Raw genomic sequence first — 22,453 nt, forward strand, 5'->3', positions numbered from 1 at the left:
CGGGCAGGCCCTCAAGGGCCTGGCTCAGGGCGTCCGCCACCGCGGGCGGGGAGATCCAGCAGCCGTCCACCCGCCTCCAGTCGGCGCCACGCTCGACCGGCCGGACCCCCGTCACCTCGGTGAGCGAGGTGAGCTTCACATCCTCCTCGCCGACCGCCTCCAGCAGCTGTACCAGACCGGTGAGGAAGCCCTCGGCCTCGTCCCGGGTGAAGAGCGCGGGGTCGGCCCAGATGCTCAGGTGGAGCATGGGCGCCGTCTGATAGACGAAGGTCAGGACGCGGGTCGGCAGCACCTGCTCCTGGCCCCAGCACAGCTCCGGTTCGGGCCCGGCGGCGTCCTGCGCGGTCGCGGTGGCGAGGGTGGCGGGGAGCGTGCTCACATCGTTGAAGACGATGTCGCGCGCGAAGTGACTGCCGCGTTCGACGGTAGTCCTCCCGATCATCTCCCACAGGCTCAGCGAGTCGAACTGGCTGTGCCGGTAGGCGTTGAGCGCCGCCCCCCACGCCTTGCTGAGGAGCGCGTCGAAGGACGGGACCTGCACGTCGAGGGAGAGCAGCGCGTCCTGGGACACGGTGTTCACCGAGCGGGCGAGGCGGGGCGTATACCGGTTGGAGGTCGGAACGGCGGCGACGCAGGCGGTCTGGTCGGTACGGTGGGCGATGAGCGCGCACCAAGCCGTCAGCAGCACGGTGGACGGCAGACTGCCGGTGCGCTCCGCCACCAGGGCCAGCGCGCGGGCGCCCCGCCGCGACCGGAGGGTGAGCTGCGGCACCCGGACGTCGGTGCCCGTGGCACCGGGTTCCGCGAACATGGCCTGGGGCCCGGTGCGGATGATCCGCTCCCAGTACCTCAGCGACGCCTCGGACTTCCGGAGCCCGGCCGGAGCCGCCTCCTCGGCAGCGAGGTCGAGCGGGGCGAGGGCCGTCAGGGGCGGGAGCGGCTCGCCGGCCAGCAGAAGGAGCCATTCCTCTCGCAGGACGGCGAGGGCGCTGCCGTCCGTCGCCGCATGGCTGGCCGCCAGGGCGACGTGGACCGGAGCACCGGCCAGGGCGACGAGGGATATGCGGAGAGGGAACTCCCGGTCCAGGAGGAAGCGGTCGGCGCGGGCCTGACGGGCCACCGACTCGGCGTACCGCGCGGGTTCCCGGGGGAGGTGCTCATGGTCGAGGACGGTGACCGTGAACTCTCCCTCGGCCGACACCATCTGCTCGCACGGCGCGGTGCCCGAGGCATGGGGGAAGACGGTGCGCAGTGCTTCGTGCCGTACCACCAGTGCGCGCAGGGCGTCGACCGCCGACTCCAGCCGGGTCCCTGCGGGCACCGGCCACACATCGTGGATGTTGATCTGCACGGGATCGTCCCGCAGAATGCAGCGGATCATATTGGTCTGCCCCATGGTGGCGGGGCCCCGGCGCTCCACACCTCCCGAGTACGGGACGGTGACGGTGCGCGTGCTCTTCGGTCGCTTCGGTCGCAAGGAATCCTGTTCACTCACCGGCGTGAACCAGCACAGCCCGACGTGGGGGTATGGACTTTGGGCGATGGTTCATATGCTGCCTTTCACGGACTTCTTGGAGCGGGTTTTCAGGGCGTACGCCGTCGGCGCGGTCGCGGTCCTGTCGTTCAGGGGGTCAGCCCCCGCGCCGGGGAGCCGATGAGCTCGAACGCCGGCCCGGAGCCCCGGAGTTCACCGCTCAGGCGGAGGCCCTCGCTCCTGCTGGTGCGGGTCAGGGGTTCCCAGGCGTCGATCAGGAGGGCGAACTCCTCCATGTCGGTCCGGGCCTCGTCGAGAAGCTGATCGCGCCGGGCGGCGAAGACGTCCGCAGCCGCGGCGTATCGGCCGCCCAGTCTGCGGTAGGAGCGGTCGACGACGTCGAGCCGTTCGCCGTTCTCCGCCCGGTCCAGCCGTGTGCTGTCCCTGACGAACCCGGCGACGGCCGACGCGCGGAGACGGCCCCCGGCGTCGAGCAGCGCCGCGCCGGCCGCCGCTGTCCGGGCGTACACGGCGTTGACGTACAGCGTCGACAGCAGATACTTCGCGAGCCGCAGCTGGTAGGCGAGGAACCCGCTGTCCGAGCGGCGTTCGCCGGTGTAGTAGTTGTCGATGTGGCGGTTGTGCAGGACGCCGGGCAGCCCGGCGTCGTGGACCAGATGGATGAGGAAGTAGTCGCTGCCGATGGTGTCGGTGGCAGGCGGTAGCGGCACCCGGCCGTAGACCTCGTGATCGAAGCCGATGTTGCACATGTCCACCCGCATGGGGCTGACGGCGGTGAGCGTCGTGCGGTCGCCGGTGAAGGAGGCGGTCCCGGCGCCGCGGAAGGACTCCTCGATCAGGTTCCTGCGCCAGATCTCCGGATAACCCGCCGGGACCGACAGGCCGATGACGTCGTGGTACACGCCGGGGTCGAGCCGGCGGATCTCCCCGACGTCCACGGACATCTCGCCGACGAAGGAGCCGCCGACCATGGCCACCGGCCGGTCCGCGCACGCGGGGTCGAGCCTGCTCCGGGACACCAGCCCCGCCACCTCGGCGGCCTGCCGCCCCAGTGCCATGAGCTCGTGGTGGAAGGGGAAGACCGGCTCGCCGTCCAGGTACTGGTAGCGGCTGTCGGAGTCCCGGCGGTGCACCGACGCGCAGCCCAGGGCCTCAGCGATCAGGAAGGCGCGGTTGGTGCAGGCGCCGTAGGACACACGGGACGGCAGCATCAGGTCGAGCACCCGCTCCGGCGCGGCGACGCCGGAACGGGCGATCACCTCCCGCAGAAAGGCCCGCTGCTCGGCTTCGTCGAAGTGGTGGACGACCACTCCGGGCACGGGTGGTAGCGCTCCCACCGCCGCCCGGTGCTCGGCGAGCACCGGGGCGTCGGAGGAGTCCAGGATCAGCAGATGCACCTCGACGCCGAAGTGGCGGGCGCCGTAGGCGGCCTCCTCGCCGACGGCCCGGATGGTCGCGGTGCAGGCCCGGTTGGTGGGGAGGGTCAGACAGACACGGCGCACGACGGCTCTCCGCTCTGCGCGTCGGCCGCCGCGTCCGTGTCCGTCTCCTGCCATGAGGTGAGCCCCAGCAGCCGGCTGCCGAGTTCGCTCAGGGTGGCGGTGGGGTACCGCTTGGACTCGTGCAGCACCGGGTCGCCGACCAGGGTGCGGTTCCAGCGCGGGGTGCGCAGATGCCGCCAGGAGTCGACACGGGACCGCCTGAGCTTCTCGTGCTCCTCCAGCGCCGGCATCATCGACAGATACTGGACCGCCCGCACCTCGTCCTTCGAGGTGTTGCGCGCCACCCCGTGGGCGAGAAGGCCGTTCCAGATCAGCAGGTCCCCGGGGTGCAGCTCGGGCCGTACGACGGGGAACTCCGACCGGTCCACGGCGGGGCGGAGGGGGTCCCGGCCGGCCGGCTGGCTCACCTTCCACTCCTCGAACTGCCGGAACAGCTCCGGGTTGCACTGGAATCCGCCCGTCTCCGGCCGGGTGTCGTTGAGCGCGATGATCCCCTGCACCCGCTGCGGCGGGACGCCGAGCGTGGTGTCGATGTCCCAGTGCAGCTCGATGTCGAAACCCCGGTCCGTGGGCTCGATCAGAGCGCGGTCACGGTTCTTGACGTTGGGCGGGTTGAGGTTGAGCCGGTCCTGGGTGACCCACAGCTCCTCGCAGTCCCACACATCGACGAAGGCGTCGTACACCCGCTGGGCCTGGCGGCTGTCCCAGAGCAGCTGGTGGTGGTACGCCTCCACGAAGCCGTAGACGTGCAGCTGCTGGTCCAGCTCGGAACGGAACGGCCGGTCCTCGTGCCAGCTGTCCGGCCGGTCCGGGTCGAGACCCTGGAACTCCCAGGTGAAGTCCAGCAGCCGCCGGGCCGCTTCCGCCGGGATCGCCTCCCGGACGACGACGTAACCGTATGTCTGCCAGTGGGCGAAGTCCTCCTCGGACAGCACCCGCAGCGGCCGTGACTTGCTCAGCTCCCGCAAGGTGGTCTGCGCCAGATAGGACTCGCCGTCCGCGCTGAAATACGGAAGATCCGATGCCGCTCGATGCAGATAGGGGCGGCGGGGGCGATGGTGTGGAGCGGATGACATCATATGGTCCCTCCAAAACGGGGATCGGGGGAGGCGTTCAGCGGTAGGCGCGGGCCTGGGGCGCGAAGAACTCTCCTCATGGAGCGCCCGCCAGGCGAGGAGCCGGTCGCTCGCGGCGGATCGGCGCATCCCGCACCGCTGCTCGACCAGGAAGCTCCTGCACGCGCTGCTCTCTCCCGACCGGGCGACCGCGTAAGCGGACGAGGGACAGGGCGCGGAGGACGAGAGGCAGCGATGACAAGCGCTCCTCCTCGGCCAGCGGACAGCACGCGGGAACCCTCGGCGGAGGGCCGACGGCAGACAGCATGGATGGATGGCTACGCCGTGGCTGGGGTGCTGTAGCCACGTTGCTCAGCAGAATTGGTCCAGACCGTAGCCGCTGTCAAGTGCTGTCTTGACATCCGGGGTTGTGTCGCCTTCAAGCCAGAAACGCCTCGCCGCGGATGACCGCCGATCTGTTCACTTTGGTCTAGACAACGCTTGAGTGGCTGGCTTACTGTCCCCATGCGCAGTTCCGGTCCCTGATGGAGCATCGGCCGGCATCTCGCTGCGCTGCGGTCAACGGCGACCACGTTCATGGCCGTTCGCACCGTCGCGATCACGCCGCGGCCGACTCACCCTGCCCACCCGGCCGACGCCCTTGACTGTTCGCCCACGTTGAGAGGGAGCGGTTCCATGAGTACATCCAGCACCACAGCCTTGCCGGACGGCGGTCTGAAGAACCCCGGTCCGGGCCTGATCACACTGGACCCGGTCCACACCGCCCTGCTGCACGGTCTGGACGATCTGCTCACCGGTCTGGCCGCACGGCTCGCCGCCCCCGAGGTGGTGGGTCCGCCGCTGCTGTCCGTGGAGGGACTCGCGCGGCTGGACTACTTCCGCAACTTCCCCCATCTCGGCGTCTCCGCAGGGCGGTTCGCCCCGGACGCGCTCGACGGCCTGGCGGTCGGCGAATCGCCGGGAGAGCTGCCGCTCCGGCCGACCGGCCATCTGCTTCCGTCCGCCACCTGCTACGGACTGCTGCTCTCCCTGGAGGGCCGGGACGTCGGCGAGGGCGGGCTGCGGCTCTCCGCGGCCGGCCGCTGCTTCCGCAACGAGACCCACTACGACGGGCTGCGGCGTCTGTGGGGCTTCCATATGCGCGAGGTCCTCTACCTCGGCACCAAGCAGGGCTCGGTCGAACACCTGGAGCAGGGCGCCGAGTTCGTCCAGGAGGTGGCCGGACGCCTGGGCCTGGTCCTGACCCGGGCCGCGGCCGACGACCCGTTCTACGACAAGGGCGGCTCCCGGGCCCGGCTGATGGCGCTGGACCCGGTCAAGCACGAGTTCAGCGCACCCGACGGCACGGCCATCGCCTCCGTGAACCGGCACCGTAACTTCTTCGGCGAGCGGCTGGACATCCGCGCGGGCGCCGAGGGTCCGGCGTACAGCGCCTGCGTCGCCTTCGGCGTCGAACGCTGGGTCCACGCGATGATCCTCGCCCACGGCACCCCCGAGCAGGCGCTGGAAAGACTCCGCGACGCCCGGGTCTGAGCCCGCTTCCCGGCATTCCGGCCGCTCGGTTCTCAGCGATCCCCGTAAAAGCAAGGCCCGCAGGAATTCCCGTAACAGTAAGGAGCGACCCCGCCCCATGGAACGTATCGCCGCGTGGCTCCATGAGAAGAACCCCGGTCTCGACGGCCCGATCGACGTCGACGAGGATCTCATCGAGGCCCGCCTCATCGACTCCATGGACTTTCTGGAGTTCATCGACCTTCTGGAGGACATCTCCGGCAGCATGATCGACCTCCAGGAAGTCACCATCGACGACTTCCGTACGCTCGGCCGCGTTCAGCAGCGCTTTCTGAGCGTCTCCGGACCGGCCGCCGCCGCATCGGCGGCGGCCGGGTGAGCGCTCGCCCGTGACCGGCGGCCCGGCACCGGCCGGAGCGGGCCGGACGGCCATGGCCGTCGTCGCGACCACCGGGGAGGTCCTGGCCCACCCGGAGCTGCACGAGGGCCTGCTCGAATCATGGGAGCTGCGGCGGCTGGCTCGGATACGACTGCCGAGCCGCCGCGACGACGTGGTGGCGGCGCGGCTGCTGCTGCGGCTGTGCGTCGCCCGGTTCACCGGGTGGGCGCTGCGTGAATCGGCCCCGGCCCAGTTCTGCGCCGAGTGCGGGCGGCACGGGCACGGCCGCCCGTATCTGCGCGGCCACCCCGGCGTGGGCGTCAGCCTGAGCCATGCCGACGGGCTGGTCGCGACGGCCGTCGGGCCCGGCGCGGTCGGCGTCGATGTGGAGCCCGCGACGCGCCGGCCCGGTCCGCTGCCGGTGCTGAGGCGGCTGCTGCCCGAAGCCGAACTGCGCGAGGCCGCCGCCCAGCCGGACCCCGGCGCGGCGCTGCTCCGGCTGTGGGTGCGCCGAGAGGCCCTGCTGAAGGCAGGCCAGGACGGCCTCCGGCTGCTGGAGTGGACGGACCAACAGCGGTCGGCCGTCGTGACGGTGGCCAGCGCCGCCCCGGTCACTGCCTCCAGCGGAGTCGTCGGCGGAGTTTTCGGCTCGGGTGCGGAGTGAGCAGGCGGAGTCGCTGGATCATCAGTAGCTGAGTCTTGCGGAGATCCAGCAGATCGCCGGAGTCGGAGAACTCTTCGACACCACCACCGTCTTCGAGAACCATCCGCAGGATGTGGAGTCCTCAGCCGTCCGGGAGGCGCTGAGCCGAGCCCGCCGGAAGGTATCGGACATGGACCGCCTGATTCATTCCTGCGTCCTTTGACAGGAGCCGAGATACGGTATCCGGAAGGATACATCGTGCGCGAGATCAGCGCGGAGAATATTTCCGTGATCGACGTGCGGCAGGGCTTCCGGCCTCGTAGGCGTATATCACCGCCTGGATCCATTCCCGCACCTCCAGCTTGCTGAAGACGCTCGTACATGTGATTTCACCGTGGACTCCGCGACCTGCTCTCCGGAGAACGCCGCCAGGAACATGAGGTACAGGGGAGTGCCGCCCCTCGACCGGACGGTGAGATCCGGTCCTGCGGGCCCGGCGTAGACCATCGCGGTCCGGGGCCCGGCACCGAGATGATCACCGCGCGATAACGCGCCTCCGGGACGGCGCGACGCGGACGTGCCCGGATCCGCAGAGAAGCGGATCCGGGCACGCGGGGTCCGGTGGGGGTCCGGAGCAGCCGTCGTCACGACGGCTTCAGCGGCGGGCCCCACGGAGGCGGTCTCAGAAGTCGTCGCTGTGCTCCATGTGGGCGGCCGCGCTCGGGGTGGTCTCCTCGAAGAGGTCCTCGGGCACGTAGAATTCGGCGTTCTCCGTCATTCTTTCTCCTCGGTAAAAGAAACGGCAGGCGTGGTGGAACCATTCGGCCCGCCTGTGGGCAATTACTGAGAGCCCAGGTCACGAGCACACCCTGACGGCCCCTTTCATGGAACGTAGACGCATCGTCGATCAGCGTCAACCGATGCTTTTGCGACGGGAGTTGGTTACATCCTGTCTACCGGATACACGCACTTGAAATGGCCGATGCCGCGTGTTATCTACCGCCATCGACGCCGGCGCTCTCTCCCGGAAAGATCTTGACGCTGCGTTCTCCGATGTGATTCCGTCATGCCCCGAACCCTCCCCAGCAGGGGAGTCATGGACTGTCCGCCGCCGTACGGCAAGTGGCGGCCTTTTGCCGGAGTGGAACGACGGGCGGGGCGATACGTGGCCATACATGTTTTTGCGGGTCCGACGATAAGTGGTCGAGAGGTCGCCGAACTGGTTCCCTCGGCCATTGTCCACGGCCCTGTGAAGCACGGTGACCTCTTTCGAGCGGGCATCGACCGCGGAGATATCGCGCTGATTATCGACGGGCTTTACCACAGTCATCCGCCGGTACGGCACAAGGAAATCCTTGACGTGATCGACCGTGGCACCGCGGTGACCGGGACGGCGAGCATGGGCGCTCTGCGCGCCGCGGAGCTGCACCCGTGGGGGATGGACGGGGTGGGCCGGGTCTTCGAGGCGTACCGCGACGGCCGCATCGACGCCGACGACGAGGTGGCGGTCGTCCATACCGCCGACAGCGAGTGGCGAGTGCTCACCGACGCGCTGGTGAACATCCGTCACACGCTCGATCTCGCCGTCGCCGCCGGGTTGAGCGACCGCGCCACGGCCGACCGGCTGCTCGCCGTCGCCACCGGGCTCCACTACACCCGGCGCTCCTGGAATGCCGTCATCCGGCAACTGCGCGAACCCGGCGGGCAGCCGGCGGACGGCCGGCAGTGGGGCGGCGGCGGGCGGTGGGACGACGACCGGCAGTGGGGCGGCGACCGGCAGTGCGATGGCGGCGGGCGGTGGGATGGCGACCGGCAGTGCGATGGCGGCGGTGCCGATGCCGCCGTGATCCGCGCCGCCGAGCGGATCCGGCTGTTCCGGGAGGCCGAGCCGGAGCGGTGCGACCTCAAGCGCCAAGACGCGGTCACCGCCCTGCGTGGGCTCGGCGCCACCGCCGCGAGCAGCCCGCGCACTCGCCACGCCTCCGGCGCGTGGCCCTCGGGCTGGCGAACGGCGTATCTCCGGCAGTGGCGGCGGCAGTTCACCGGCTCCCTGGTGGACGGTCGGTTCGTCAGCCACGCCGCCCGGTTCGACCACGCCCGTCTGTACGACCCTGGATTCCCGGCCCGCTGGAGAGAGCACGTCCTCCGCACCGCTGCCGGGACCGCCGGGGACCCGCACCCCACGACGGAGCCTGCCGCTCTCGACGCGGCTGCCCGGCAAGGACTCACGTACGAACAGCTGACCGAGGAGCAGCTGTCGAGCTGGCTCACCGACGACGAGATCGCGGCCCTTCCGCCCGCTGCGGCCGTCCTCACGATCATGGTCCGCTCCGCCCGGCCCACGGTTGATCTCGATGACCCGCGGCTGCGGGCCCGTCTGGTCGGCGAGGACCGCGGCCGGGAGATCTCTCACTGCCTGGCGGTGAACGAGAAGATCGCCGCCGGCGGCCACGCCAGACATGTCGACTGCCTCAAGCCGGCCGTGTTGTGCGGTCATCTGACGGCCGTGTGGGGGCTGGGCCCCGACGCCGGTGAACGGCAGACGACGGCCGCGGCCCGCGACCGGGGCTTCGCCTCCGTCGCCGAGGCCGCTGAGGCCGCCCGGCCGTTCTTCCTCCGCTGGTACGCCACCCGCCGCAGCACGCCGAAGGAGACCCCGTGACCCCCGCTCCGGGAGCCCCCGGAACCCCCGGATTCCCCGGATTCCCCGGAACCCCCGGAACCCCCGAAGTCTCCGGAAAGAAGGTCTATGTCACGGGTACGCACCGGGCCCGGCTGCCCACGGAGACCTGGGACACCATCCGCCCGCTGCTGCCCCGCTTCGGGATCTCCCGGGTGGCCGATGTGACGGGCCTCGACGTCATCGGCCTCCCGGTCGCCGTCGCCTTCCGCCCGCTCTCCCGCACCCTCGCGGTCTCCCAGGGCAAGGGGCACGATCTGCTGCTCGCCCGGATCTCCGCGGCGATGGAGGCGATCGAACTGTGGCATGCGGGGTACGCCTGCCCGCCCGCTGTCCTGCGCGGCCATCCCGCTGCCGGACTCGGCCTGCCCTACCCGTTGCGGGCCCTCGACCACCACAGCGGAAGCCTCGTCGGCGACCACACCCCGCTCGACTGGATCGAGGCCCGGGGCATGCTGTCGGGCGCCGCCGTGCCCGTGCCGGCCGACGCCGTACGGCTGGCCTTCCCCGCCGAGGACGCCTGGAGCGTCCGCGGCCTGCGCCCGGTCAGCAACGGACTCGCCTCCGGCAACACCCGGGACGAGGCCGCCCTGCACGCCCTGTACGAGGCGGTGGAGCGGGACGCCCTCAGCACGCTCACCGAGGAACCGGACGACGGCCGGATCAGCGTGCTCCCCGGCACTGTCGACGACCCTGTGTGCGGCCCGCTGATCGAGCGGATGCTGAGCCGGGGCGTCCAGGTCGATCTGGCGTCCGTGCCCAACCGATGGGGGCTGCCGTGCTTCGTGGCGTTCGTGTGGAGTGAGGACTTCCCGGTCCTGTGCGGGGGATCGGGCGCCCACTCCTCGCCGGGTGTGGCGCTGTCGCGGGCGATCACCGAAGCGGCGCAGAGCAGGCTCACGGCGATCAGCGGCAGCCGGGACGACCTCGCGCCGGTCTACGCCCATGTGCTGCGGGGAGCGCCCGGCCGACCGCTCCCCGACCCCACGGCCATACCGTACGCCGAACTGCCCGCCCCGGGGCCCGCGTACCCCCACTTCGACGACCTGGGCGCCGAAGTGACGTGGGCGGCGGGCCGGTGCCTTGAGGTCACCGGGAACGAACCGCTGCTGGTGGACCTCAGCACGCGCGACGAGTTCGCCGTGGTCAAGGTCGTCGCCCCCGGCGTCCGCAACAGCGAGCGGCATGTGATCCCCCGTCCCCGCTACGGGCGCCCGGGCTGACCGGGCGTACCCCGCGGCACACCCACCACCCGGGCCACCCGGCCCCTCACGAGGAGCGACCGACATGACAGACTCCACCGGCCGGACGGCCCGGGAGAATGAGCAGAGGCTGTGGGACGACTGGGCCGACCGCTACGACAGCAGCTTCCTCGGCGCGGTCGACCCCGCCCCGACCGTCGCGGGTCTCGCCGAACTCGCGGGGTCTGGACCGGTGTTGGAGCTCGGTGTCGGCACCGGACGCATCGCCGTCCCCCTCGCGGAGACCGGTGTCCACGTCGACGGTCTCGACTTCTCGGAGGCGATGGCCGCCAAGCTGCGGAGCAAGGCGGCCGGACTGCCCCTGTCGGTGCTCGTCGGCGATATGACCGAACTCGACGCCGTCGACCGCTACTCGCTCGTGATCGCCGTGCACAGCGCGCTCACCCTGCTCCAGACCCAGGAGGAACAGCTGCGCTGCGTACGGAACGCCGCCCGGGCCCTGCTGCCCGGCGGGCGGCTGGCGGTCTCGGCCCAGCACCCCCAAGTGTTCGTGCGACGGCTCCGGGGCAAGGAGCTGAAGATCCGGGACATGAGCGACGACCATCTGGCGGTCTCCGCCACCGTCGTCGACCCCGCCCGGCAGACGGTGACCTTCCAGGACGTGCGGTTCGGCCGGGACGGACTGACGTTCATGCCGTCCCACGTCCGCTGGATCTGGCCCTCGGAACTCGATCTGATGGCCCGGATGGCCGGTCTCGAACGCGTCTACCACGGCGAGGACTGGACCGGCGGAACCGTCACCCCGAGAAGCTTCGAGTTCGTCTCCGTCTACCGCAAGCCGCTGCCCGACGAGACGGACAGGGCTGGGACGGCGGAGGGGCCCGTGGAACAGCGGGCCTGACCAGGTCCCGTCAAGGGGGTGCGCTTCCGGGCCTCCGGCACTGAGGAGGGCGTACCCGCGACGCGCCCCCGGTACGGCGTCCGCAGCGCACCACACCGGCGGCTCGGCCTTCTCGCCCCACCGGGCGGTTCCACGGGACGGCCGGGCAGGGCTGCTGTCCGGCAGGGCTGCTATGAGGACGACGGCTTCGCGTAGTCGCCGTATCCGGTCCAGTCCACCGCCACGCAGGGTTCCTCTCCCACCACCCAGGCGTCATGCCCGGGTGCGATCTGGAGGAAGTCGCCTGGGCCTGCCTCGGAGCTCTCGCCGTCGTCCATGACGATCTTGATACGGCCGCTCACCACATATCCGGTGTGGGCCTCCTGGCAGCTGGCGGTGCCGGCCAGCGGTTTGATGTGCTCAGACCAGCGCCAGCCGGGCTCGAAGACTGCCCGGCCGACCGGCCCGCCATCCGTCCGGAGCAGATCCAGCTTGCCCTTGCCGTCCTCGAATGGCCTTGTCTCATCAGCGGAGTCGAAACTCCGGATCACCAGTCCAGCCATGATCAACCGCCTCCCGGCTGGGAACGGCCCCGAGTCCATATCCAGCCTAGACCGGTGCCGCGACCGAGGCGATCGCCCGGTCGCGGCACCGCCCCGGTCAGGCGCCGACGTAGGCCGCGAGATGCTCTCCGGTGAGGGTCGAGCGGGCGGCTACGAGGTCGGCGGGCGTGCCTTCGAAGACGATGCGACCGCCGTCGTGGCCCGCACCGGGGCCGAGGTCGATGATCCAGTCGGCGTGCGCCATGACCGCCTGGTGGTGCTCGACGACGATGACCGATTTACCGGAGTCGACGAGCCGGTCGAGCAGGCCGAGCAGCTGCTCGACATCGGCGAGGTGGAGACCGGTGGTCGGCTCGTCGAGGACGTAGACGCCGCCCTTCTCGGCCATGTGGGTCGCCAGCTTGAGCCGCTGCCGCTCACCGCCGGAGAGCGTGGTGAGCGGCTGGCCGAGGCTGAGATAGCCGAGCCCGACGTCGGCGAGCCGGCCGAGGACGCGGTGCGCGGCCGGCGTGCGCGCCTCGCCGGCGCCGAAGAACTCCTCGGCCTCCGTCACCGACATCGCGAGCACCTCGCTGATGTCACGGCCGCCGAGGCGGTGCTCCAGCACCGATGCCTGGAACCGCTTCCCCTCGCACTCCTCGCAGGTGGTGGCGACCCCCGCCATCATCGCCAGGTCGGTGTAGACGACGCCGGCGCCCTTGCAGTCGAGACAGGCGCCCTCGGAGTTGGCGCTGAACAGCGCCGGCTTCACGCCGTTGGCTTTCGCGAACGCCTTGCGGATCGGGTCGAGCAGTCCGGTGTACGTCGCCGGGTTGCTCCGCCGCGAGCCGCGGATCGCGCCCTGGTCGATCGAGACCACACCCGCGTCGGCGACTCCCGGCTGCTGGGGCAGCGACCTGTGCACGAGCGAGCTCTTGCCGGAGCCGGCGACGCCGGTGACGACGGCGAGCACCCCGAGCGGGATGTCGACGTCGACATCGCGCAGGTTGTGCGCCGTCGCGCCGCGGATCTCCAGCGCGCCGGTGGGCTTCCGCACCGTCTTCTTGAGCGCGGCCCGGTCGTCGAAATGGCGGCCGGTGAGGGTGCCGCCGGCCCGCAGCCCCTCGACGGTGCCCTCGAAGCAGACGGTGCCGCCATCCGCGCCCGCGCCCGGGCCGAGGTCGACGACATGGTCGGCGATCGCGATCGTCTCCGGCTTGTGCTCCACGACGAGCACCGTGTTGCCCTTGTCCCGCAGCCGCAGCAGCAGCTCGTTCATCCGCTGGATGTCATGGGGGTGCAGGCCGGTGGTGGGCTCGTCGAAGACGTAGGTGACATCGGTGAGCGAGGAGCCGAGGTGGCGGATCATCTTGACGCGCTGCGCCTCGCCGCCCGACAGCGTGCCCGACGGCCGGTCGAGCGAGAGATAGCCGAGGCCGATCTTCACAAACGAGTCGAGGGTCTGCCGCAGGGTCGCGAGCAGCGGCGACACCGCCGGCTCGTCGAGGCCGCCGACCCAGGCGGCCAGGTCGCTGATCTGCATGGCGCAGGCGTCGGCGATGTTGATCCCGCCGATCCGTGACGACCGGGCCGCCTCGCTGAGCCGGGTGCCGCCGCACTCGGGGCAGGCGGTGAAGGCGACCGCCCGGTCCACGAACGCCCGGATGTGCGGCTGCAGCGCCTCCTTGTCCTTGGACAGGAACGACTTCTGGATCTTGGGGATCAGCCCCTCGTAGGTGAGGTTCACCCCCTCGACCTTCACCTTGGTCGGCTCCCGGTGGAGGAAGTCGTGCATCTCCTTCTCGGTGAAATCGCGGATCGGCTTGTCGGGGTCGAGGAAGCCCGACTCGGCGTAGGTCCGCACGGTCCACCAGCTGTCCGACTTCCAGCCGGGGATGGTGAACGCGCCCTCGGCGATCGACTTGGAGTCGTCGTAGAGCTGGGTGAGGTCGATGTCGGAGACGGTGCCCCGGCCTTCGCAGCGCGGACACATGCCGCCGGTGCGGGTGAAGGTCTGCTTCACCGTCTTGCTGCCGGCACCGCGCTCGACGGTGATCGCACCGCTCGCCCGGACCGAGGGAACGTTGAAGGCGAACGCGTTGGGCGAGCCGATGTGCGGCTGCCCGAGCCGGCTGAAGAGGATGCGCAGCATCGCGTTGGCGTCGGTCGCGGTGCCGACCGTGGAGCGGGCGTCGGCCCCCATCCGCTGCTGGTCGACGATGATCGCGGTCGTCAGCCCTTCGAGCACGTCGACCTCGGGGCGTGCCAGCGTCGGCATGAAGCCCTGCACGAAGGCGCTGTACGTCTCATTGATCAGCCGCTGAGACTCCGCGGCGATCGTGTCGAACACCAGCGAGCTCTTGCCCGAGCCGGAGACGCCGGTGAACACCGTCAGCCGGTGCTTCGGGATGTCGACGCTGACGTCCTTGAGGTTGTTCACGCGCGCGCCGTGCACGCGGATCAGACCGTGGCTGTCGGCGTCGCGCGGCTCGGGCGACTGCGTGTCCGTCCTCGGGGCCATGCTGATCGTGTCTCCATCTGTTGGCGGGGCCGCTCTCGCGGCCTCCGTCGGCGTCGCCTGGTGTGATCTGCCCGGCTTCGGGCAGTGCGTATGGCTCTCGTTCGTCGGGTGCGGTCGCGGCAGTGGTCCGCTGTCCACATGGGCAGCGGTTCGGCCGAGGCGTCAAGATCGGTCAGCGGTCAGCGGTCAGCGGTCAGCGGTCAGCGGTCAGCGGCCGTCGGGCATCGGCTCGCGGGCAGGCGTCTCGCTCGCCTCGTGCCGAACCTGGACGCGGCTCGGGAGATCGCGGGACCAGCGGTACGGTGTGGCCGGTGCGCGCGGCGGACCGGTCGTCCCGCTCCTGGGGCCTGGGGCAGCGCGTCGATCTCAAGGACCTCGGCTTCGCCCTCGATCACGGACGTGTCGCGGATGCGGTCCGACCTCAGCCGAACGGCCCGGGCGGCGGTCGGGTTCCTGCCGGTCGGGCTGTCGCCACGGCCGCCGGCAGCGGCTCGCCGCCCCAGCCGAAGGGAAACCGTACCAGGTAGGGCACACCGTCCGCCGGGGTGCCGGCTGCCCGCGCACCGGCGTCGTCGGTGAGCCGGTGCCCGGCGTCGCGACGACGCCGGGCACCGGAGCGGGGACCGGCTCTCATCGGGTGTGAAGGAGCTCGGCGACATGGCCGTCGAGGTCGGTGACGGTGGTCGCCGCGCGGCCGTCACCGGAGCTGTGCGCGAGCCCCTCCACTGTGCCGTCCGCGCGGGTCATGGCTGTGATCGCCGGGTGACTCAGCGCAGCTCCTGGATGCGGATCAGGTTGCCCGCGGGATCGCGGACCGCGCAGTCGCGAATGCCGTACGGCTGCTCGGTCGGCTCCTGGACGATCTCGGCATCGCCGGCCTGTAGCCGGTCGAAGGCGCCGTCGAGGTCGGAGGTCGCCAGGAGGATGCCGGCGTAGGTGCCCTTGGCCATCATCTCGACGACGGTGCGGCGCTCGTCGTCGGTGACGCCGGGGTCGGCGGCCGGCGGCGTCAGGACGATGGACGTGCCGGGCTGGTCGGCGGGGCCGACGGTGATCCAGCGCATCCCCTGGTACCCGATGTCTTTGCGGACCTCGAAGCCGAGGGTGTCGCGGTAGAAGGCCAGAGCGGCCTCCGGGTCGTCGTGCGGGAGGAAGCTTGCGTGAATGGTGAGGTCCATGCCCGTCACGCTAGCCGCGGCTCCGTCATCGTGCTTCTTGATTCCTGACCGGTCTGGTGACCTGTTTCGCCACGCACGGCGGCATCCCCGCCGTCGCGCTCGCCGCGAGGCGCCGGTAGGCGCTGGGCGGCATGCCGACGAGTTCGGTGAAGCGGCTGCTGAAGGTGCCCAGCGACGCGCAGCCGACCGCGAAACAGACCTCGGTGACGCTGAGGTCGCCACGGCGCAGCAGCGTCATCGCGCGCTCGACGCGCCGCGTCATCAGGTAGCTGTACGGTGACTCGCCGTAGGCGGCCCGGAACTCCCGGCTGAGGTGTCCGGCCGACATGTGTACGCCGCGGGCGAGCGCCTCGACATCCAGCGGCTGCGCGTACTCCCGGTCGATCCGGTCGCGGACACGGCGCAGCGTCGCCAGGTTGCGCAGCTGCTGCTCCGGGGTGGTTCTGCTGGTCACATGCGAGATCGTACGTCGTGCCCGAGCCGCCGCGCGCGGCCGACGTCCGACCCCGGGCCGCGCCAGGCACACTCCGGCACGGCCCGACGGCTCCCCGGGCCGGGGCGCGTACGCGAGTACCCGCCCCGGCCGGTACGGTCAGACGCCCCCGGCCGTCAGCCCTGAGCGGACTTCCCGGGCGGCGGTCACCAGGTTCTCCAGCGCGGCCCTGGTCTCGGGCCAGCCGCGGGTCTTGAGTCCGCAGTCGGGGTTGACCCAGAGGCGTTCGGCGGGGATGGCCTCAAGTCCCTTGCGCAGCAGGGCGACCGCTTCCCCGGCGCTGGGGACGCGCGGGGAGTGGATGTCGTAGACGCCGGGTCCCGCCTCGCGCGGGTAGCCGTGTACGGCGAGCTCGGCGGCGACCTGCATATGGGAGCGGGCCGCCTCCAGGCTGATGACATCGGCGTCGAGGTCGTCGATGGCCTGGACGATGTCACCGAACTCGGCGTAGCACATATGGGTGTGGATCTGGGTGTCCGGGCGTACGCCGCTGGTGGTGAGGCGGAACGACTCGGTGGCCCAGTCCAGGTAGTCGGCGTGGTCGGCGGCGCGCAGCGGAAGGGTTTCGCGCAGGGCCGGTTCGTCGACCTGGATGACGGAGGCGCCGCCCGCCTCCAGGTCGTTCACCTCGTCGCGCAGGGCGAGGGCAACCTGGCGGGCGGTGTCGCCGAGCGGCTGGTCGTCGCGGACGAAGGACCAGGCGAGCATCGTGACCGGGCCGGTGAGCATGCCTTTGACGGGCCGTTCGGTGAGCGACTGGGCGTAGGAGGTCCAGCGGACCGTCATCGGCTCGGGGCGGGAGATGTCCCCGGCCAGGACCGGCGGCCGGACATAGCGGGTGCCGTACGACTGGACCCAGCCGTGCTGGGTCGCGAGATAGCCGGTGAGCTGCTCGGCGAAGTACTGCACCATGTCGTTGCGCTCGGGCTCGCCGTGGACCAGGACATCGATCCCCGCACTCTCCTGGAAGGCGAGGACATCGCGGATCTCGCCCTTGATGCGCTCCTCGTATCCGGCGGTGTCGATGCGTCCGGCGCGCAGGTCGGCGCGGGCGGTACGCAGTTCGTTCGTCTGGGGGAACGAGCCGATGGTCGTGGTGGGCAGGAGGGGCAGTGCGAGGCGGGCGCGCTGGGCGGCGGTCCGCTCGGGGTAGCGGTGGGAGCGGCGGCCGTCGGCGTCGGTGACGGCGGCGGTACGGGCCCGTACCGCCGGGTCGTGGGTGAGAGCGGACCCGGCGCGGGAGGCCAGATCGGCGCGGTTGGCGGCGAGTTCGGCGGCGATGGCGCCGGTGCCCTGGGCGAGCCCCTTGGTGAGGGTGACGATCTCGGCCGTCTTCTGCCGGGCGAAGGCGAGCCAGCGGGCGATCTGCGGGTCGACGTCGCGTTCGGCGGCGGCGTCGAGAGGGACGTGCAGCAGGGAGCAGGAGGCGGCCACATCGACCTGGTCGGCGAGGCCGAGCAGCGTGCCGAGGGTGGTCAGGGACTTCTCGTAGTCGTTGATCCAGATGTTGCGGCCGTTGACCACGCCCGCGACCAGACGCTTGCCGCGCAGGCCGCCGACGGCGGCGAGGTCGTCGAGATTGCCGGCGGCCCGTTCGGTGAAGTCGAGGGCGAGGCCGTCGACGGGGGCCTTGGCCAGGACGGGCAGGGCCTCGCCGAGGCGGTCGAAGTAGGAGGCGACGAGCAGCTTGGGCCGGTCCGTGAGTGCGCCGAGGTCCCGGTAGGCCCGGGCGGCGGCGTTCAGTTCGGCCGGGGTGCGGTCCTGGACCAGGGCGGGTTCGTCGAGCTGCACCCACTCGGCGCCGGCGGCCCGCAGGTCGGCGACGATCTCCGCGTACACGGGCAGCAGCCGGTCCAGCAGCGTCAGCGGCTCGAAGTCGGCGGCGACACCGGGGGCGGGCTTGGCCAGCAGCAGATAGGTGAGGGGGCCGACGAGGACCGGGCGGGCGGTGAGCCCGAGAGCGAGCGCTTCTCCCACCTCGGCGACCTGCTTGGCCGGGTCGGCCGTGAAGACGGTGGCGGGGCCGAGTTCGGGCACCAGGTAGTGGTAGTTGGTGTCGAACCACTTGGTCATCTCCAGCGGCGCGATGTCCTGGGTGCCGCGCGCCATGGCGAAGTAGCCGTCGAGCGCGTCCGCCGCGACGGCGTCGCGGTGCCGGTCGGGTACGGCGCCGACCATGACACTGGTGTCCAGCATGTGGTCGTAGTACGAGAAATCGCCGGTCGGCACCTCGTCGATACCGGCGTCGGCCAGCTGCCGCCAGTTCGTCCGGCGAAGGCCCGCGGCGGTCTCCCGGAGGGCGTCGGCGGTGACGCGGCCCTTCCAGTAGCCCTCGATGGCCTTCTTCAGTTCCCGGTGCTGTCCCTGGCGGGGGTAGCCGTACACGGTGGACCGTGCTGCCGCGGCTGCGGACTTCGCTGTCACGGAACTCTCCTTCGCGAGAAGCCTCCTGAGATCCCGGGACGGGACGAGAGCGCGAAGGGGTGACGGACCGGACGGACCGATGCCGCGCAGGGCGCGGTCGTCCGCCTGATATGAGTCGCCGACCCGCCCACGAGGTCACCGGGATATCCGCGCACGATCGGTCGTACGCGGACAGCGGGCAGGTCTTCGGACTCGCGGGCACATCTGCCGAGGCAGACACCTACTGGCCGTCGCTTCCCAGACCCGTTTCCCGGATCCAGTGCGTATGACGGCGGTCGTTCCCGCTCACCGCTGCGGGGCAGTCCCGGATTCCCACCGGGTTCCCTCTTACGACGCGTCTGTCTGGCGGACAGGGCGAACCAGCTGCGCTCCTCAGCGTAGAGGGATCATGCGCGTTCGGACAGCACCGTTCACATTCCGGTCCGTTTTCGGTCCGATTCGGGTCCGTGACATGGGACACGGGCGGACCGGGGTTGGGCACTTCCTAGCTTTGGGGCGAGCGCCGGTGGAGGCGCATCGGCATGCGTTCCGGGTGGAGGATCTGCTCGGCCGCGGGCCGCACCGGCACGCCCGGCACCGAGCGCAGCCGCCAGCGCCCGGCGATCGACGCCAGCGCGAGAACGGCCTCCGTGGTGGCGAAGTCGTCCCCGATGCATTTGCGTGCCCCCACCCCGAAGGGGACACAGGCCCCCGGGGGGAGCCCCGCGGTCGAGCCGCCGGCCGCCCACCGGTCCGGCAGGAAGCGTTCCGGCTCCGCGAAGAGGTCCGGGCGGTGGTGGATGATGTACGGGCTGAACAGGATGGCCGTCCCCGGCTCGACGACGGTTCCGGCGATCTCAGCCCGCCGGACCGCGGTCCTGGTGAGCAGCCAGCCGGGAGGGTAGATGCGCAGCGTCTCGGTGACCACCCGGGCCGTGTGCTCCAGACGCGGCAGGTCCTCCCACCGGGCGAGCCTCCCTCCGAGGACGGAGTCCACTTCCGCGTGCACCCGCCGCTCCGCCTCCGGATGCGCGCTCAGCAGATGGAAGGCCCAGGACAGCACGGCGGCATTGCTCTCCCCTCCCGCGGTGAGCAGGGTGACGACCTGGTCGTGGATGAGGCGCGGGGTCACGGCGCCGTCCCCGTCCCGGGCGGCCAGCAAGGTGGAGAGCAGATCGTCGTGCGCCGCCTCGTCCCGAAGCCGTTCGGCGATGAGGTCCTCGGCGATCGAGTGCAGATGCCGCAGCGCCCTTCGATAGCGGCGGGTGGCCGGGAACGGGAGCCTCTCCCGGATGCCGAACGGCGCGATCATATTCCGGTAGAAACCCCGGACGAAGACCGCGAGCGACGCCCGCATCTCGGTGATCACAGCGGGGGGTATCCCCTGGCTGAAGAGGCTTCTGGCGACCACCTGCACCGTGATCTGATGCAGGTCGTCGTGGAGATCCACCTCCTGGCCGTCGTGCCAGCGATCCATCTGCTCTTCGACCACATCGCCCATGACCGTGGCGTATTCGGCCATGCGATGGCGCTGGAAGGCCCGCTGCATCAGCCGCCGCTGCTCACGGTGCTCATCGCGTGGGGAGGTGCCGAGGCCGTCCCCTCCGAGGGGGCGGAGCTTCTCGTAGAAGGGACCGCCTTTGTCGAAAGAGCGCCCGTCGAGGAGGACTTGCTGGACAAGATGCGGATGACAGAGGACATAGGCCCGCCGCCGGCCCAGCCGAATCCCGACCAGATCGCCGTATGCGGGCAGCGAGGACAGGAATTCAAGCGGCTTGCGATGGAACATCGGAATATGCCCCAGGACAGGGAGAGCGCCGCCCGCGATTCCGGTCCTGAGAGATATTCCGGGCGTGGTGGAACGCTTATCGGTGATGGTGTCCGTCCTCGGCTCGAAGGGGCGGTCTCTCCAGCGCGGGAAGGTGCCGTGCAGCGTTCTCGGCTCAGCAACAGGGTGCCAGGAACACGGGTCCGCACAAGTGGCCCTCCCGAGTTTGGCCGAGATACGGCGAGTCCGGCCCGGCCTCCCGCCGCTTCGCCGGCGCACGGCTGGCAGATCCCGAACCGCCGCACACGGCGGGTGGAACCGCCGTCCACGGAACCGCCGCACACGGCGGGTCGGTACGGCTGTCCACGGAACCGCCGCACACGGACCTGTCGCCGGCGGATTCGTCGTGCACGGAACTGCCGTGCACGGAATGGCCGTACGCGAAGCTCTCTCCGGGGCCCGGGGATATTCCGATGACCGAGGCCGGCGAATGCGCTGACCCGTATCGTCTTGACGGAAAGCCGGATCGGACTCCTAATAGGGATGCGCGGCAGTGGAGTACTCCTGCCGGCGCTCAGTTCACCGCGAGTTCTCCATTCCGCTCAGGAGAGGACACTGCCATGCGCGATGACATCGAACCGAGGGATGCCGACACACCCGAGAGCCCCTCGGATGAGTCCGTGGCCGCCCACGTGGATCAGGCGGAAGACATGATGTACGAGGACGCCAGGTGGTAATCGCAGGTCTCTCCCGCTGATGCGCGCGGCCGTGACGGACCGTGCTTCCGGGCCGGGACCGCCGGTCCGTCACGGCCGAGCGCCGTTCCGGCGGCGCACGGCCCGCCGCGTACCCATGGGCCGTCCGGACGGGAGCGCACGATGAACGCCGTACCAGCGTCCCCCGGCATCGGGACCTTCGACCAGCGGGACCCCGCCGTCTGGACCGACCCCTACCCCGTGTACGCCCGGTTCCGGGCCGCCGACCCCGTGCACTGTGTGCGGTCGGCCCCCGGGGAACCGGGGGTCTGGTACGTGTTCCGGCACGCCGATGTGCTGAAGGTGCGCCGGAGCAGAGGACTGAGCCGGGCCGCGCGCCACCGCCGCCTCTGTGCCGGGCCCGCGCCCGACAGTCTGTTCCGCTACTCCGAGAAGCTCAGCCACTGGATGGTCGAGCGCGACGCCCCCGACCACGCGCGGCTGCGCGCCGCCGTCGCCGAGGTGTTCGCGCCCGACGCGGCCCGCGCACTCGCCGCCCGGACCGGTGAAATCGCCGACGAACTCCTCGACGGCATCGTCCCGCTGGGCCGCGCCGATCTGATGACGGCGTTCGCCTTCCCGCTTCCGCTCCTGGTCATCAGCGAGGTCATCGGCCTGCCGAGGGAGGACTGGCCGACGCTTCTGCGCTGGTCGCGGGCGTTCTCCGAATTGGAGAACCGGCGGCCCACGCTCGCCCTCTACACGGAGGCCGGCGACGCGATCGACGCCTTCGACGCCTATCTCCGCGAGCTGCTCGGCCACCGCCGCCGGGGGCCGCGCCGCGACGACGCCCTCGGCCGGGTGCTCGACGCACGCCGGCGGGGCGCCCTGACCGAGGACGACGCCGTCGGCACCCTCATGCTGCTGCTCTTCGCGGGCCATGAGACCACCGCGAATCTCATCGGCAACGGCGTGCACACCCTGCTGAGCCACCCCGGCCAACTGAGGCTTCTACGGGAGCGCCCCGGGCTGATGGAGTCCGCCGTCGAGGAGATGCTGCGCTACGAGAGCCCGGTCCAGACCGTGAGCATCGGGCATGTCCGCGAGCCGTTCACCCTCGGCGGCAGAACACTGCTGCCGGGCGACCGGGTGATGCCGGTACTGGGGTCCGCCAACCGCGACGAGAGAGTCTTCAGCGCACCGGACCGCTTCGACATCACCCGGAGCGATCTGCGGCACGCGGCCTTCGGCACGGGCGTCCACACCTGTCTCGGGGCGATGCTGGCACGGGTCGAGGGACGGGCGGCCTTCTCGGCCCTGCTGCGCCGGCTGCCCGGTCTGCGGGCCGGCGACGCGCCCGCCCGATGGCGGGAGGGTCTGCTCACCCGTGAACTCGCCGAACTGCCCGTGACGTTCTGACCGGACCGGACCGGCTGCGGACCGGCTGCGGACCAGCGCATCCGTCCGTACCGACCGTACCGTCT

The 22,453-nt window shown here is 70.9% G+C and carries 16 protein-coding genes and 1 riboswitch; of the genes, 7 read left to right on the forward strand and 9 right to left on the reverse strand.

What is annotated here, in order from left to right; translation table 11 throughout:
* The 3 genes from FF041_RS18325 to FF041_RS18335 all read right to left on the reverse strand — a co-directional run.
* Positions 1-1,477, reverse strand: a 1,477-nt coding sequence (locus FF041_RS18325; RefSeq protein ID WP_407698168.1) for a condensation domain-containing protein, incomplete at its 3' end; no start/stop codon positions are given.
* A gap of 146 nt (positions 1,478-1,623) precedes the next feature.
* Positions 1,624-2,997, reverse strand: a complete 1,374-nt coding sequence (locus FF041_RS18330; protein ID WP_323392048.1) for a DUF6271 family protein — start codon at positions 2,995-2,997, stop codon at positions 1,624-1,626.
* Positions 2,979-4,076, reverse strand: a complete 1,098-nt coding sequence (locus FF041_RS18335) for a phytanoyl-CoA dioxygenase family protein (RefSeq protein ID WP_153523803.1) — start codon at positions 4,074-4,076, stop codon at positions 2,979-2,981. The genes FF041_RS18330 and FF041_RS18335 overlap by 19 nt, the downstream gene beginning before the upstream one ends.
* Before the next feature lie 672 nt (positions 4,077-4,748).
* Between FF041_RS18335 and FF041_RS18340 the strand changes: the two genes are divergently transcribed.
* From FF041_RS18340 to FF041_RS18365, 6 genes are all read left to right on the forward strand, one after another.
* Positions 4,749-5,606: a class-II aminoacyl-tRNA synthetase family protein gene (locus FF041_RS18340; protein ID WP_153523804.1), complete on the forward strand. Its 858-nt coding sequence runs from the start codon at positions 4,749-4,751 to the stop codon at positions 5,604-5,606.
* Positions 5,607-5,703: 97 nt separating this feature from the next.
* Positions 5,704-5,964 carry an acyl carrier protein gene (locus FF041_RS18345; protein WP_153523805.1) on the forward strand — a complete coding sequence of 87 codons (261 nt, stop codon included), beginning with the start codon at positions 5,704-5,706 and terminating at the stop codon, positions 5,962-5,964.
* Positions 5,965-5,974: 10 nt separating this feature from the next.
* A complete protein-coding gene (locus tag FF041_RS18350; RefSeq protein WP_407698169.1) occupies positions 5,975-6,628 on the forward strand; it encodes a 4'-phosphopantetheinyl transferase family protein in 654 nt (217 codons plus the stop codon).
* Between the two features lie 1,075 nt (positions 6,629-7,703).
* A complete protein-coding gene (locus FF041_RS40345) occupies positions 7,704-9,269 on the forward strand; it encodes a TfuA-like protein (RefSeq protein WP_323392077.1) in 1,566 nt (521 codons plus the stop codon).
* Complete coding sequence (locus FF041_RS18360; protein WP_323392051.1) at positions 9,266-10,510, forward strand: YcaO-like family protein; 1,245 nt, start codon at positions 9,266-9,268, stop codon at positions 10,508-10,510. Before FF041_RS40345 ends, FF041_RS18360 begins: the two co-directional genes overlap by 4 nt.
* Before the next feature lie 64 nt (positions 10,511-10,574).
* Positions 10,575-11,390, forward strand: coding sequence for a class I SAM-dependent DNA methyltransferase (locus FF041_RS18365; RefSeq protein ID WP_153523808.1), 816 nt, complete (start codon positions 10,575-10,577; stop codon positions 11,388-11,390).
* Between the two features lie 170 nt (positions 11,391-11,560).
* On the opposite strand, the gene FF041_RS18370 is transcribed toward FF041_RS18365, so the two are convergent.
* The 6 genes from FF041_RS18370 to FF041_RS18395 all read right to left on the reverse strand — a co-directional run bounded on the left by FF041_RS18370 (position 11,561) and on the right by FF041_RS18395 (position 20,616).
* Positions 11,561-11,932, reverse strand: a complete 372-nt coding sequence (locus tag FF041_RS18370) for a cupin domain-containing protein (protein ID WP_153523809.1) — start codon at positions 11,930-11,932, stop codon at positions 11,561-11,563.
* Positions 11,933-12,029: 97 nt separating this feature from the next.
* On the reverse strand, positions 12,030-14,432 hold the full coding sequence (locus FF041_RS18375) for an ATP-binding cassette domain-containing protein (protein WP_153523810.1): 2,403 nt from the start codon (positions 14,430-14,432) through the stop codon (positions 12,030-12,032).
* 767 nt (positions 14,433-15,199) lie between these two features.
* Complete coding sequence (locus FF041_RS18380; RefSeq protein ID WP_153523811.1) at positions 15,200-15,610, reverse strand: VOC family protein; 411 nt, start codon at positions 15,608-15,610, stop codon at positions 15,200-15,202.
* Positions 15,611-15,635: 25 nt separating this feature from the next.
* Positions 15,636-16,064 carry a helix-turn-helix transcriptional regulator gene (locus tag FF041_RS18385; RefSeq protein WP_323392055.1) on the reverse strand — a complete coding sequence of 143 codons (429 nt, stop codon included), beginning with the start codon at positions 16,062-16,064 and terminating at the stop codon, positions 15,636-15,638.
* 138 nt (positions 16,065-16,202) lie between these two features.
* Complete coding sequence (gene metE, locus FF041_RS18390; RefSeq protein WP_323392057.1) at positions 16,203-18,527, reverse strand: 5-methyltetrahydropteroyltriglutamate--homocysteine S-methyltransferase; 2,325 nt, start codon at positions 18,525-18,527, stop codon at positions 16,203-16,205.
* A 160-nt stretch (positions 18,528-18,687) separates the two neighbouring features.
* Positions 18,688-18,906: riboswitch (cobalamin riboswitch) on the reverse strand.
* A gap of 105 nt (positions 18,907-19,011) precedes the next feature.
* The gene (locus FF041_RS18395; RefSeq protein WP_323392059.1) at positions 19,012-20,616 is read right to left on the reverse strand and encodes a cytochrome P450; all 1,605 of its coding nucleotides are present in this window, start codon (positions 20,614-20,616) and stop codon (positions 19,012-19,014) included.
* A gap of 536 nt (positions 20,617-21,152) precedes the next feature.
* Here FF041_RS18395 and FF041_RS18400 point away from each other — a divergent pair.
* Entirely contained in the window at positions 21,153-22,388 is a 1,236-nt protein-coding gene (locus FF041_RS18400; RefSeq protein WP_153523814.1) for a cytochrome P450, read from the forward strand.
* Positions 22,389-22,453 lie beyond the last annotated feature (65 nt).

It is taken from the genome of Streptomyces jumonjinensis (assembly GCF_009600885.1).
Classification (GTDB): domain Bacteria; phylum Actinomycetota; class Actinomycetes; order Streptomycetales; family Streptomycetaceae; genus Streptomyces; species Streptomyces jumonjinensis.